Raw genomic sequence first — 13,558 nt, 5'->3', positions numbered from 1 at the left:
GTCCATCCGCACCCCCTTCCCGAAGAAGAAACGCCAGACAGGGCCTCCGCGTCAACGCTCCCGCTCACCCGTTCACGAAACCTCCACAAAACGTCGACCAAAGACCAACAATGCCGATGTTTGCTTACAAGCAGAATTCAAAAGACATCCAGGATCTTAGTTAAGCTTCAACGGACCACGGCAGATCCATGTGGAAATCGAATCCAAATATCGAAAATCTCAGAAAAATCCGAAACTGGCTGGTCACTCTGCGCCAGGAGATTGCCTCATCGACGGTGGCCGAAAACGACTTCTCCAAAATAGACGATCTCATAGATGCCCAAAGGCGGATCGATGCCATCGACCGTGCTCTGAACGATGAAATCAGGACTATCGATCCTGATCTTTGGAACAAATTAGGATCGCTTTAGCTCGCGGGATCGATCGTCGTATTGCAGCGGTTCGTGAGCAGTAAAGTCGGCCTCAAGCGCATAGATTGCGGTCGGAACGGTCATCGCATTGAAGAAGCCGAAGAGCGGTCGCAATTGGTGCTCAAGCATCAGGCCGTGCAACGGCGTGCCGCCGGTTGCGGCCAAGACGACGCACTTGCCCGTCAGCGCGCGATAATCGACAAGGTCAAACAGATGCTTCAGCGCGCCGCTATAGGACGCGCGATAGACAGGCGATCCTGCGATGATGATATCAGCGCCTTGCACCGCGGCAATGATCGCCTTGCCCTCTGTATCGAGCTGGTCCGCTCTGAGCGCCCCAAAGAGCACGGGCGCTGCGACGACGAGTTCGATGGACTGCACGTGACCACTAACGCGTTGCCGAAGGCGATCGGCAGCCATCTTCACCAGAGACGCCGTCCTGGACGGTCTTTTGACATTGCCACTCAGCGCGAGGATGTTCATAACGACGAAGCGCCCACTTAAATAGATAATTTGCCCTATATATTTAGTAGTCTTTTGATTAGCGAAGATGTTCTAATCTTCAAAGCAAAGTGGATTGAATTGCTGTTTTCAGCGGCGACTCATCGGAAGAATTTTCTCTAGCGCTATGCGAGACTTCGATCAGAACACTGGCGTCCTCACGCTCGCCTTGACTAGATTCGAAAATGCGGCCTTCGTGTCATCCTTGCCAATACCCTGACTGCCCATGATGCACCCTGGCACCTCGCTGAGTGGGCTGTTGCGCAACGACGACGTTCGCGAGCGTGTGATCGTCGAAATGGACGGCGATTCATCAACTAGCCATCGTCTTGGGCGTTCGCGCTCAGTCGTAGCCCGAAGCGCGCGACGAATAATCCTTTCCACCACATGAATTGCATTCAGTGCATCCGTTGCCCATGGAAGATCGGTTTTAGTGACGCAATGGCACATAAAATCAAAATTGCTATTCAACGTGCGACGAAATTAACTCGACACGGAAAATGAAACCGATAAGGGGATCATAATGGGAATGAAACTGTCATTGACCGGCGCCAGCACAGCAATCGCGCTCCTGCTTTCCAGCCAGGCTTTCGCTCAGACCGCCGAAGTCATGCACTACTGGACGAGCGGTAGCGAAGCGGCCGCCATCAAGGTCATCGCCGATGATGTCGCGAAGAAGGGCGGCACCTGGAAGGACAGCCCGGTCACAGGTTATGAAGCTGCCCGCGCAGCCGTTCTGAGCCGTGTTGCAGGCGGCGACGCGCCGACCTCGATGGTCGTCGACCTCGGCGAAATCAAGCCACTGGTCGAGGAAGGCATCCTGGCGCCGATCGACGATATCGCCTCCACGAAGGGCTGGCAGACATTTTTGCCCAAGCTGGTCGTCGACAAGGCCAGCGTCGACGGTCATCTCTACGCCGTTCCGATCGACATCGGCACTGCCAACTGGATGTGGTACTCCACGAAGGTACTCGACGACGTCGGCGTCAAGCCGCCGGCAACCTGGGACGAGTTCTTCGCCGCCGCCGACAAGATCAAGGCCAAGGGTTACATCCCGCTCGCCTTCGGAGGCCAGGCATGGCAGGAAGCCCTTGTCTTCCGCTCGATCATGATCGCGACCGGCGGCAACAAGTTCTACACCGACGTCTACACCAAGCATGACGTGGACGCAGCCGGCGGTCCGCTGATGGTCAAGTCCTTCGAGACGTTCGCCAAGCTGCGTGGTTATGTGGATGACGGCAACACCAACCGCAACTGGAATGACGCCACCAACATGGTCATCACCGGCAAGGCCGCGATGCAGATCATGGGCGACTGGGCCAAGGGCGAGTTCCAGGCTGCCAAGATGACACCGGGCAAGGAATATGGCTGCGAACTAGCGCCAGGCACCAATGGGGTGCTGAACATCGTTTCCGACACCTTCGTCTTCCCGATCGGCGACAAGCCCGAGCAGGTTGCTGCCCGCAAGCTGCTGGTCGACGTCATGATCGATCCGGAAACACAGCTTGCCTTCAACTCCATCAAGGGCGCCCTGCCCCCGCGCCTCGATGTCAACCTGAAGGATGCTGACATCTGCACCCAGAAGGCAGCCGGCCTGCTCAAGGACCCAAGCGCCCTCGCTCCGAACGCCGAACTCTCCTTCAGCAGCGAGACGGTCGGCGCCATCAAGGACCTGGTGACCCAGTTCTGGAGCAATCCGTCAATGACGCCTGCCGATGCTGCCAAGCAGTATGCCGACATCGTTGCACGGAACTAGGTCCTGCCGTTAGTGTCTGCTGCCCCGGCACAGTTGCCGGGGCAGTTTCGTCAATGAGTTGCGATGTCGACCAGCGGGGCTAGCAATGTTTAAGAAGAACCTCGCGGCAAAGCTGACGCTTGTGCCGAGCGCCGTGGTTATTGCCGTCTGCTTCTACGGCACGATCCTCTGGACGCTCTATATTTCGCTGACGCATTCGACGATGCTGCCGAACTACAAGTTCTACGGCTTCGGCCAGTATGCGACACTGCTTTCCATGCCGCGCTGGCATACGGCTTTCGCCAACATGCTAATCTTCGGCAGCCTGTTCATTGCCGGCTCGCTCGTAATCGGCACGACGCTTGCAACCCTGCTCGATCGCAACGTCAAGGCGGAAGGGCTTTTCCGCGTCTTCTTCCTCTATCCACTGTCCATGTCCTTCGTCGTCACCGGTCTTGCCTGGCAATGGCTACTGAACCCGACAACGGGCATCGAAGCACTGGTGCGCAGCTTCGGCTGGCAGGATTTCAGCTTCAACTGGCTGGCAAGCCCGGAGAAGGCGATCTATGCCGTCTCCATCGCCGCCATCTGGCAATCCTCCGGCCTTGTCATGGCCATCATGCTGGCCGGCCTGCGGGGCATTGACGGCGATATCTGGAAAGCCGCGAAGATCGACGGCATTCCCGTCTGGCGCTCCTATGTCAGCATCGTGCTGCCCATGCTTCGCCCGCTGATCCTGACCTGCGTGATCCTGCTAGCGACCGCCGTGGTCAAGAGCTACGACCTTGTCGTCGCCATGACCGGCGGCGGACCGGGCATCAGCACGGATGTGCCGGGCAAGTTCGTCGTCGATCTCCTCTTCCAGCGTGCGAATATCAGCACGGCGGCAGCTGCAGCCATTCTGATGCTGGTTTCGGTCATCTGCGCCCTTTCGCCCTATGTCTATATCGAGCTCAAGAGGCAGAAGCGATGACTGCGACCCCTCTCGCCCAATCCGGCGCACCTGTTGTTCATGCGATGCCGCGCGCAAGCAGCACCAGGCCCGGCCGTATCCCGCTTTACATCATCCTGTCACTGGCGCTGGTCTATTACGCGATCCCGTTGCTGCTGGTGATCTCGACTTCCCTAAAGACTGCGGACGAGCTGCGCACCGGCACCATCTTCGCCCTGCCCCAAAGTCTCAATTTCGACGCCTGGACAAAAGCATGGCTAACAGCCTGCACGGGGATAGAATGCAACGGCATTCACGGGAATTTCTGGAATTCCGTCGAGATCGTCGTGCCCAGCGTCATATTCTCGATCCTGTTCGGCGCATTGACCGGCTTTGCCTTGTCGCAGTGGCAGTCGAAGCTAAGCCGCGTAATCCTGCTGTCGCTGATGCTTGGCGCCTTCATTCCCTACCAGGTCATCCTTTACCCATTGGTCCGCATTTTCAGCAGCATCGGGCTCTACGGGACCCTGCCTGGGATCATCCTAATCCACATCATCTTCGGCCTGCCCTACATGACGCTGCTATTCTTCAATTTCTACCAGGGTGTGCCGCCTGAGCTTTCCAAGGCGGCAAAGATGGATGGCGCGGGTTTCTTCACGATCTTCTTCGAGATCATGCTGCCGATGTCGGTCAACGTTCTAGTCGTCGCCATCATCATGCAGGCAACCGGCATTTGGAACGACTTCCTGTTGGGCCTGATCTTCGCCGGACGGGACCACCTGCCGATTACGGTACAACTGAACAACATCGTCAACACGACAACCGGCATTAAAGAATATAATGTCAACATGGCTGCCACCTTCCTGACCGCGCTGCCACCGCTTCTCATCTACATTCTTTCAGGACGCTATTTTGCGCGTGGCCTCGCAGCCGGCGCTGTGAAGGGCTAATGCAATGACACAGATTTCCGTTATCGACGCAAACAAGTCCTTCGGACCACAGCACATCCTTCGCGATATCAATCTTTCGGTTGCCAGCGGCGAGTTCATCGTGCTGCTCGGCTCCTCGGGCTGCGGGAAGTCGACGCTGCTGAACGTTATTGCCGGCCTCGAGGACCTCGATACCGGCAGGATAATCGCCGGCGACCAGGATGTGACGAATGTCGATTCCAGCCGCCGCAACATGTCCATGGTCTTCCAGTCGTACGCGCTCTATCCGACCATGACCGTTCGCAAGAACCTCGGCTTCGGGCTGCGCGTCAACAAGGTTGCAAAGGCCGAGATTGCCCAGCGTGTCGAATGGGCAGCCAACCTGCTGCAGCTGACGCCCCTTCTCGACCGCCGCCCCTCGCAGCTCTCCGGTGGGCAACGCCAGCGCGTCGCCATCGGCCGGGCGCTCGTACGCCGTAGCCCGATCTGCCTTTTCGACGAACCGCTTTCCAACCTCGATGCTAAGCTACGCACCGAAATGCGCCTGGAAATCAAGAAGCTGCACCAGGAGTTGCACAGCACCATCGTCTACGTCACGCACGACCAGATCGAGGCCATGACACTTGCCACCCGCGTGGCTGTCATGAAAAGCGGCAAGATCGAACAATACGCGTCGCCGGACGAGCTCTACGAGAAGCCCGAAACTCTGTTCGTCGCTGGATTCGTCGGATCGCCCGGCATGAACCTGATATCGTCCCGCGTGAAGATCGAGGACGGCGAGCCAATGGCTGCCTTCGGCGATTACCAGTTGCCCATCGATGCATATCCGTTTCGCCAACCTGCCGTCGATGGCCAGGAGATAGTGATCGGCTTCCGGCCGGAAGACATCCAGCTTGCCGACGATCGGACGACGCTGCCGACGCTCTTCGCGCCGATTACCTTTATCGAGCCCATGGGCGCCGATACGCTGGTCTGGTTCGCGCTGGGAGAACAGAAGTTGTCGGTCCGCCTTCCCGCGGCCAAGGCCCGCGGCCTGTCCGGAGAAGTCCGCCTAGCCTTCAATCCCACCATCGCCTCCATCTTCTCGAAGGAAAGCGAGCAGCGCCTGTAGGGCGCAGTCGCAGCCGCCGCCGGATGCGGCGGTGGCCCCTCGACACCTAGCAGAGCTCGCCGATCAGACGATCCATCATGGCGTCGCAGCGCTCCAATTCCGCTTCCTCGATATATTCGTCCGGCTGGTGGCCCTGGTCCATGTTACCTGGACCGATCACCACCGCATCAAGCCCGAGCTTCGAGGCGAACAGCCCGGCCTCCGTTCCGAACGAGACCTTTGTCAATGGTGCCTCCCCGAGCAAACGCCCTGCGAAAGCTGCTGCGGCACTCGCGGCTGAGGTGGCGAGCCCCGGATAGGCATTGCAAACCTCGATTTCGGTCAAGGAACCGGCAGAGGCGCGAATGGGTGCCAGGATGTCTTCGACATCGTCCTGCGCCAAGTGGCGAATCTCGAAATCGACCGAGGCGCGTTCTGCCACGATATTGAGAACTTCGCCGCCGGCGATCTTGCCGGCATGAACCGTCGTGTAGGGAATGTCATAGTCCGCATCTCGGAACCCTACGCTGGCAATCTCGTCCTGCACCCTGCGCAGGACGCCGACGAAGTCGCAGGCCAGATGAATGGCATTGACGAAACGCGGGGCAAGCGAGGAATGGCCCGCCTCCCCCCTGAAACGCCCCTGGGCCGCCAATTTGCCTTTATGACCTAGGGCGATCGACATGGATGTCGGCTCTCCGACAATGCAAAGCGAAGCCTTGAACTGTTCCTTGGCCAGGACATCGATCAGCGAGCGCACGCCGACGCAGCCGATCTCCTCGTCATGCGAGAAGGCGAGATGCAAAGGCCGCTTCAATAACTTGCCATTGATGCGGTCGGCAGCGGATAGCGCGCTTGCAAGAAACCCCTTCATGTCCGTCGAACCACGGCCACAAAGACGAGAGCCGCGGCGCGTCAGCCGAAATGGGTCGGAGGTCCAGGCCTGCGTTGCGACCGGCACCACATCGGTGTGGCCGGAAAGGACAATGCCGTCATCCTGCCGGGGGCCGATGCTGGCAAACAGGTTCGCCTTTTTGCCAGTCTGGTCAACAACCAGCCGGCACCCGAAACCGCGGTCGCGGAGATAGGTTTGGACAAAATCGATCAGCAGCAGGTTACTGTCAGCGCTGACGGTGGGGAAGGCGACAAGACGATCAAGCAGGTCGAGCGTATTCAAGAAATGACACTCCCAAAACGAGCGAAGGCCCGCATCGCAATGAGCCTCCATTATTCTCTGTCTTTAACGGTGCTCAGCGGGCAATCGTCTCTTCATCAGCCATCGCCTGGTTGATATCGGCGAGCAGCGCCGCGATATCACCCTTCGGAAAGGCATGGCGGAAGCGCCGATCGAAAGTCGTAAACATGCCGAAGAACGAGTTGGCGCAATGTTCGAGCATCCGGTCCGCCTCACCCTCGTCGATCGACAGGTGCTTCTGGAGGAACTGATTGAACTTGGCCCGCGCGATCGGATTGGCGAGGATAAAGACGGGCTGCGTGTCCCACTTCACTTCACGATGGCGCGAGGCGCGCGAACGGATTTGCAGTGGCGCTACCAGATGAATGTCGCGCGAGGACGAACCGATTTCGATCTGTACGGCATCGTCATCGAGGATCCAGCGGCCCTTGCCGGAATCAAAGAGCGCGAAATCCGCAGCAGGGATCGTGAGTGACACGCGCTTCGATTCGCCTGGCGCCAGATGCACCTTGGCGAAGGACTTCAGTTCGCGCTTCGGGCGCTGCAGCCGCGGCTTGCCGTAGCTTACGTAGAGCTGTGCCGCTTCTTTCCCCGCGACGGCGCCGGTGTTAGTCACCGTGAAGCTCGCAACAACCTCCTCGCCGATATTCAGCTCCGAGCGGTCCAGAGTCAGGTCTGAATAGGCAAAGCTGGTATAGCTGAGGCCAAAGCCGAAGGGATATTGCGGCTCGATCTGGCGGGCGTCGTACCAGCGGTAGCCGACATGGATGCCTTCGCTGTAGTAGTGACGGCCGTTCTCGCCGGGATAGCTGAGATAGGAAGGCATGTCTTGCATACGCTTCGGAAATGTAGTGGTCAGCTTACCCGAAGGGTTGACGACGCCGAAGAGAATATCGGCAATGCCGCCGCCGGTCGCCTGGCCGGAGAAGAACATCTCGACGATCGCCTTCACTTCCGGAACCCACGGCATGACGACTGCGTCAGGGCTGGCGATGGCAACGACGACATTCTGATTGACGGCGGCAACGGCGCTGACGAGCGCATCGTGACCCGGTGCGAGGTCGAGCGTCGTGCGGTCAGACCCCTCACCGTCGTAACCATTCTCCGTGCAAACAAAGATGACGACCACGTCGGCGCCCCGTGCGCCCTCGACAGCCTCGGCAATGAGTACAGCGCGCTCACTCTCGACTTCGCTGGTCCCACGGTATTGGTCAACCTTGATAGCGTCGCCGGCCACCTTCACGATCTCGTCAATCGGCACATCCACGAGCGTCGGCGTCGTGGTCGCGCAGCCCGAGCCCTGAATGATCGGAACGCCGGCACCTTCGCCAATAACGACCATCCGCTTGACCTTGGCGGGCGTGATCGGCAGCAGTTGATCGTCGTTCTTCAGGAGAACCATCGATTCGCCTGCCATGCGGCGAGCGAGCTTGTGATGGGCATCGCGGTCGAACACCGTGTCGCGCCGCTCGCCGAGCTTGCCGGCACGTACCAGCGCCAGAACGCGGACGCAGGCCTCATCCACGACAGCCATGTCGACCTTGCCGACCTCGATGGCTTCAAACAGGTCACTCTTGCGGGTTTCGCTTTCCGGCATGTCGAGGTCGTTGCCGGCTGTCAACGAGGCAGGGCGATCCTTGATGCCGTGCCAGTCGGACACGACAAGGCCGTCATAACCCCATTCCTCGCGCAGCACCTTGGTCAGCAGCCAGTGATCTTCGGCGGCCTGGAGCCCGTTCAGGCGGTTGTAAGAGCTCATGACCGTCCACGGGTTACTCTTCTCGATCGCCCGCTGGAAGCCCTTGAGATAGATTTCTCGCAAAGCACGCTCGTCGACGACCGAGTCCATCGATGTGCGCTCGACTTCCGAATTGTTGCAGGCGAAGTGCTTCAGCGAAGCACCAACGCCGTTTTCCTGCAGGCCGTTGATGACGCCGGCTGCGAAATCGCCGCTGACGACCGGATCCTCGGCATAATATTCATAGGAGCGGCCGCCGAGCGGGGTGCGGCGAATGTTGATGCCGGGCCCGAGGAGCAGGTGCACGCCGAATTCCTGACATTCCATCGCAAGTGCGGTCCCAAGCGCGTAGGCAAGATCGACGTCCCAGGAGCAGCCGAGGCTGGAGCCGTTCGGGAAGCAGGTCGCCTGCTTCATCGCACCCCAGGCTACCTCGACATGGCTTGCCCGCTGGCCGACAACATTGAGGAAGGCAGAGAAGTCGATGCCGCCGGCCTGATCGTTATCGATCTGGTGTATGGAATAGCGCACGCCGTAGGTACCGTCGGTCATGACGATGTTCGGGATTCCCAGGCGCTCGATGGCCTTCGTCTTCCACATGCGGTGGCCGGCCAGGAGGGCAACTTTCTCCGCATTGGTCATTTCTGCGATCAGCGCCGCGAAGTCACCATCCATAAGCTTGTCTGAATTCACGTTAGCTCTCCAAAGTGACTGTGTGCTGGCAATCTACGGAGCACGGGGTTCTTTGACCGTACGCCGGTAGACCATGGCCGAGATGTGTTGCGTTGATCGATGATGGCATTTGGCTGGTCGCAGAGAAATAATGCATTTCCGAGGCGGCGCTTCATCAAAAGCTCTGCAGATCCGATCAGCTTGATACCTTACGCCGCTCCATGACCGGGGCGACCATTCCCGGAATGTAGGAATCCGATACAAAAGACTTGCAATGTTGCTCGAACATCTCGATCAGCCGAGGCTTGCGGTTCTGCTTCAAGGTGAAGACCCCTATAACCATGGGCTTCTGGTTGCCGGAAATCGGCACCCGTACGACAGTACGACCATCCATGGCAAGCTGCGACCGAGGCCGGACATTGGCAATTGTATAGCCGTATCCATTCGCCACCATCGTGCGGATGACATCCTGGTAGGCGGAGCGCATGGCGATGGTCGGCTGCACGCCGGATTTTGCAAACAGGCCGAGGAAATATTCGCGGCTGATGGGTAGATCCAGCAAGATCAGCGGTGCGTCGGCCAATTCGTCCAGGCTGATGGAGGTGTAACGAGCGAAAGGATGCGATTCTCCGACAAGAATATGCGGCGGCAAAGTTGCAAGCGGCGCGAAGTCGAAATCGTCGGTGATGAGCAGATCGTAGCTGACAGCTACATCGATTTCAGCGCGGTGAAGCTTTTCGAGCAGTTCCTCGTGATCGCTAACGGTCTGGATTATGCGGGTTTCCGGGAATGCCGACGTGAAGGAATACGAAAGCTCCGGCATGATCATCGAAGCCAGCGTTACCATGCAACCAAGCGAGAGCTGGCCGCGGACCTTCTCGTTCACCTCGGAGGCGACGGTGTAGATATTTTCTGCCTGCTCGACCAGCTGCTTTGCCTCAGCCAACATGAGGCGGCCAGCCGGCGTCAGCGAAAGACCTTTTGCATGGTGGCGCACGAAGAGTTGCGTCTGCAGCTCGGTTTCCAGATGGGTAATGGCCGTCGAAATCGATGGTTGGGAAATATTCAGTCGCTCGGATGCGAGGGTGATACTTCCTGTCTCCGCAGTCGCAATGAAATATTCGATCTGGCGGAGCGTGTATCTCATAGCCTCATAATATCTCTGCTAGCTGGAAGAACAAGCAGCGGGCGATCGCATTATTCATCGCCCGGCACCCCAAAGGATGGGGCGGCGTTGGGGTCGAGCGCCCGCTTAACGTAGTCTTCCATTTGCGGCTCATAAACCGCCCAAAGATCCTGGAGGGCCTCGATCGGCTGATCATGCCAGTCTACGCGGAGATCAACGATCGGCCAGGCAACGTTTCGGACAACCTTCAGTCCCGCCGAGCGAACGGGGCCAGCCTCGCCGCCTGCTTCAAGCCCAGCGGCAAGTGCCTTCAGCAGCCTAGAAGGAAGATCGCCAACGGATATCTCGAATGCGGCGACCATACGCTGCGCGACATCGGTGCTAGCCAGAAGATTGCCGGCGGCGATGCAACCCTGACCCTTTGCCATCGCATGGATTCCGAGTGTACGCTCGCCGGAGTGACCGGCGACGTGTCCACGTGCATCGACGATTGCCAACTGCCGATAGTCGGCAAAGGGGGTCGATGCCACCAGCCGGCCAAGCGCTTCTTCCGCCGTTGCCCCCATTACCAGCATCTCCAGGCCCGAAATGCCAAGGCTGGGATCCGTGATGTTCTGGCTGGCCACCACCCCCGCACCAGCTCTGGCATGCGAACAGCGCGCGGCGACTGCCGGAGAAGAGGAGGAGATGGCGATACCGAACATGCCGGTCTCTGCGCAGCGGGCGGCGATGGAAAAGGTCATGGGATCAGGGCACCTTATTCGGGAATGACCGCGATGGCGTCGACTTCCACCAGCCATTCGGGCCGGGCAAGCGCGGAGACGACGATACCCGTAGAGACCGGGAAGACGCCCTTCAGCCATTTGCCGACGACGCGGTACACAGCCTCGCGATAGCGTGGATCGACGATGTAGATCGTGATCTTGCAGACGTGATCAAGGGACGAGCCGGCCTCGTCAAGAAGCATCTTTATGTTGGCCATGGCCTGTTCGGTTTGGCCGGCGACATCGCCGATGGCAACGCTGGCGGAGGTGTCGAGGTCCTGGCCGATCTGACCGCGTACGAACACCATCGTGCCTTTGGCAACGACAGTCTGGCAGAGGTCGTTGTCCAGCGCCTGTTCCGGATAGGTGTCCTTGGTATTGAACTTACGGATGCGGGTATGGGCCATGTCGAATTCCTTGGATCGGGAGATGCGTATCGATGGTGCTGGGGCTGGCCTCAGCCGACCTTCTGGCTCGAAGGCCGGTATTCGTTGTACTTGCGCTGTGTCCAGATACGGTCGGCAAGATGTTTCGCGTCATGCCAGACGCCCCAGATGAAGCTCGATCCGCGGCGCGACTGCCAAGGCAGGCCGAGAAAGTATATGCCGCGCTCAGCCGATACACCACGCTGGTGTTTCGGACGGCCACGCTCGTCGAAGACATCCAGTTTCAGCCAGCTGTAGTCAGAGAAGAAGCCGGTTGCCCAGATGATCGTCGTGATGCCGGCTTGAGCCAGGTCGAGATTAAGGATCGGGTTCGCGACGCAATCCGGCTGCGGCTCGATACGGCGCGCTTCCGGATCTTCCGGCAGGTCGATGCCGTTTCTTGCCGCGTAGGCATCCGCCTCGTCAAGCAGCGCCATATAGTTGGCATCGCCACGATCCAGATTCATGGCGAGATCGTCGGAGAAGCTGAGGTTCGTTCCATCGAAGCTCGTTGTACGGCCGAGCAGGACCATGCCCTTTCCGGCGAGACGGCGGAAGTCGATCGTATAGCCGCCTCGCGCACCGCTGACGGCGATCGTCACATGCTCGGTGCCCGGACCGGGTGCTTCCATGTCCCACTTTCCGAGAACCCCGAGCCACCAGCAGAAATCACGGCCGCGGTAGGCGCGCGGCGGTCGGTCATGCGGGCCGACGGAAAGGTAGACCTTGCGGCCGGACAGCATGAGCTCCTCGGCAATCTGGGTTCCCGAAGAACCGGCGCCGATGACGAGTACCGCTCCTTCGACCAGTTGGCCGGGATTGCGATACTTGGTCGAATGCATCTGGGTGATGCCGGGTGCATTGGCGATCAAGTCGGGAACGACGGGCACTTGGAAAGCGCCCGTTGCTGCCACAACGTTTTGTGCATCGATCACGCCTCGTGAGGTTTCGACGCGGAAGCCGGGGCGCCCGACATGCCTCTCGACGCTTCTGACCTCTACGCCGCAGCGGATAGGGGCATCGATCTGCCTGGCATAGGCCTCGAAATAGTCGGCAACGGCGTCCTTTGCCGGAAAGCTGTCCGGATCGAGATCAGGAAATTCCATGCCGGGGAAACGATCGTGCCAGGCGGGGCCGTTGGCAACCAGCGAGTCCCACCGCTCCGAGCGCCAGCGCTCGGCGATACGGCTACGCTCGAGCACGAGGTGGGACACACCAGCCTTGCCCAGGTGCTCACTCATTGCAACGCCGGCCTGGCCAGCACCAACAACGAGAGTGTCCACGGTTTCAACTGACATCGCTTGCGTCCTTTTCCCTTCGGGCTGCGTCCGGATTATGACATCCGGTGTAGTGCACTGCCCCGCTAGGGAAAATTACGTTTTTAGTTTGCGTTGATTAGGCTGTCGCTAAGCTGGTCACAGGATGTTCGGCCAAGAGCGCGCCATCTATGATCAAGGCGGCAGTGGCCTCGCAGGGATTGGCCTTAGTTCGAGACATCTATGCCGAGGAAGCCATCAACTCGGGGCTCGTAAGAATCCCCATAGCGGCATCACTGGGCACTCCTCTTTCCTATTATTTTGTTACACAGATGCAGCACGCGCAAAAGCCGCGAATCCAAGCATTTAGAAACTGGCTGCTCAGTGAAATAGCGAGCAGGCCAGCGCTAGTTCAGATCGAACCAATTTAGCCCGAAACGACACAAGTGTGGCAGCCCTGCAATGATGGCGGACTCTACTAGTCTAGGTGACCGACTCATAAGATCGCAACCAGATACGAATTGACGCTGATGCCATTCTTGGCTCCAGCCTTCCTGGCGAACCGGCCCACGTTTTGCAGCAGAAATCGACGTACTTCGACACACCCAGTCGACAGCTCTTCGATCGCGGCCTTAGGCTTCGCGTCCGCCAAACAGGAGAAAGCCGCGTTCCATAGCGGAAAGAGGGACGCGGATGGGGTGCCGCAAAGTAGCAGGTGGCTCGAGAGCATGCAGCTTAGGCAGGCCACATGAGCTCTCTGGGAAAGGCGTTAGGTCTGCAAAACTA

At 58.9% G+C, this 13,558-nt stretch carries 14 protein-coding genes; 7 read left to right on the top strand and 7 right to left on the bottom strand.

Features of this window, described 5'->3' with window-relative positions; genetic code table 11:
• Window positions 1–188 precede the first annotated feature (188 nt).
• Window positions 189–410, top strand: coding sequence for a hypothetical protein (locus tag HGP12_RS31700; RefSeq protein WP_168843841.1), 222 nt, complete (start codon window positions 189–191; stop codon window positions 408–410).
• Here HGP12_RS31700 and HGP12_RS31695 read toward each other — a convergent pair.
• Window positions 396–893, bottom strand: a complete 498-nt coding sequence (locus tag HGP12_RS31695; protein WP_246703620.1) for an NAD(P)H-dependent oxidoreductase — start codon at window positions 891–893, stop codon at window positions 396–398. The genes HGP12_RS31700 and HGP12_RS31695 overlap by 15 nt on opposite strands.
• Window positions 894–1,440: 547 nt before the next feature.
• Between HGP12_RS31695 and HGP12_RS31690 the strand changes: the two genes are divergently transcribed.
• The 4 genes from HGP12_RS31690 (at window position 1,441) to HGP12_RS31675 (ending at window position 5,617) form a co-directional block, all read left to right on the top strand.
• Entirely contained in the window at window positions 1,441–2,667 is a 1,227-nt protein-coding gene (locus HGP12_RS31690) for an ABC transporter substrate-binding protein (protein ID WP_246703619.1), read from the top strand.
• An 85-nt stretch (window positions 2,668–2,752) separates the two neighbouring features.
• On the top strand, window positions 2,753–3,619 hold the full coding sequence (locus tag HGP12_RS31685) for a carbohydrate ABC transporter permease (protein ID WP_168843843.1): 867 nt from the start codon (window positions 2,753–2,755) through the stop codon (window positions 3,617–3,619).
• Complete coding sequence (locus tag HGP12_RS31680; RefSeq protein ID WP_168843844.1) at window positions 3,616–4,527, top strand: carbohydrate ABC transporter permease; 912 nt, start codon at window positions 3,616–3,618, stop codon at window positions 4,525–4,527. The genes HGP12_RS31685 and HGP12_RS31680 overlap by 4 nt, the downstream gene beginning before the upstream one ends.
• Window positions 4,528–4,531: 4 nt before the next feature.
• On the top strand, window positions 4,532–5,617 hold the full coding sequence (locus tag HGP12_RS31675; RefSeq protein ID WP_168843845.1) for an ABC transporter ATP-binding protein: 1,086 nt from the start codon (window positions 4,532–4,534) through the stop codon (window positions 5,615–5,617).
• A gap of 46 nt (window positions 5,618–5,663) precedes the next feature.
• Here HGP12_RS31675 and argE read toward each other — a convergent pair whose 3' ends face one another.
• The 6 genes from argE to HGP12_RS31645 all read right to left on the bottom strand — a co-directional run bounded on the left by argE (window position 5,664) and on the right by HGP12_RS31645 (window position 12,814).
• Entirely contained in the window at window positions 5,664–6,773 is a 1,110-nt protein-coding gene (gene argE, locus HGP12_RS31670) for an acetylornithine deacetylase (protein WP_168843846.1), read from the bottom strand.
• A 73-nt stretch (window positions 6,774–6,846) separates the two neighbouring features.
• Window positions 6,847–9,204, bottom strand: a complete 2,358-nt coding sequence (locus HGP12_RS31665) for a glycoside hydrolase family 3 C-terminal domain-containing protein (RefSeq protein ID WP_168843897.1) — start codon at window positions 9,202–9,204, stop codon at window positions 6,847–6,849.
• A 193-nt stretch (window positions 9,205–9,397) separates the two neighbouring features.
• A complete protein-coding gene (locus HGP12_RS31660) occupies window positions 9,398–10,348 on the bottom strand; it encodes a LysR family transcriptional regulator (RefSeq protein ID WP_168843847.1) in 951 nt (316 codons plus the stop codon).
• Between the two features lie 50 nt (window positions 10,349–10,398).
• Window positions 10,399–11,070 carry a DUF1028 domain-containing protein gene (locus HGP12_RS31655; RefSeq protein ID WP_168843848.1) on the bottom strand — a complete coding sequence of 224 codons (672 nt, stop codon included), beginning with the start codon at window positions 11,068–11,070 and terminating at the stop codon, window positions 10,399–10,401.
• 14 nt (window positions 11,071–11,084) lie between these two features.
• Window positions 11,085–11,498 (bottom strand): RidA family protein, encoded by a 414-nt coding sequence (locus tag HGP12_RS31650; protein WP_168843849.1) that lies wholly within the window; start codon window positions 11,496–11,498, stop codon window positions 11,085–11,087.
• A 50-nt stretch (window positions 11,499–11,548) separates the two neighbouring features.
• Window positions 11,549–12,814: a flavin-containing monooxygenase gene (locus tag HGP12_RS31645; protein WP_168843850.1), complete on the bottom strand. Its 1,266-nt coding sequence runs from the start codon at window positions 12,812–12,814 to the stop codon at window positions 11,549–11,551.
• A gap of 113 nt (window positions 12,815–12,927) precedes the next feature.
• On the opposite strand from HGP12_RS31645, the gene HGP12_RS34965 reads away from it, so the two are divergent.
• Both HGP12_RS34965 and HGP12_RS33875 read left to right on the top strand, forming a co-directional pair.
• Window positions 12,928–13,203 carry a LysR substrate-binding domain-containing protein gene (locus tag HGP12_RS34965; protein WP_409526876.1) on the top strand — a complete coding sequence of 92 codons (276 nt, stop codon included), beginning with the start codon at window positions 12,928–12,930 and terminating at the stop codon, window positions 13,201–13,203.
• Between the two features lie 83 nt (window positions 13,204–13,286).
• Window positions 13,287–13,448, top strand: a complete 162-nt coding sequence (locus HGP12_RS33875; protein WP_168843898.1) for a CYTH domain-containing protein — start codon at window positions 13,287–13,289, stop codon at window positions 13,446–13,448.
• Window positions 13,449–13,558: the final 110 nt, after the last annotated feature.

It is taken from the genome of Rhizobium sp. P28RR-XV, from assembly GCF_012641385.1.
In the GTDB taxonomy this organism is placed as follows: Bacteria; Pseudomonadota; Alphaproteobacteria; order Rhizobiales; family Rhizobiaceae; genus Rhizobium.
Note: the sequence above shows the minus strand (reverse complement) of the source record. Positions and strands in the feature narration are given on the sequence as shown.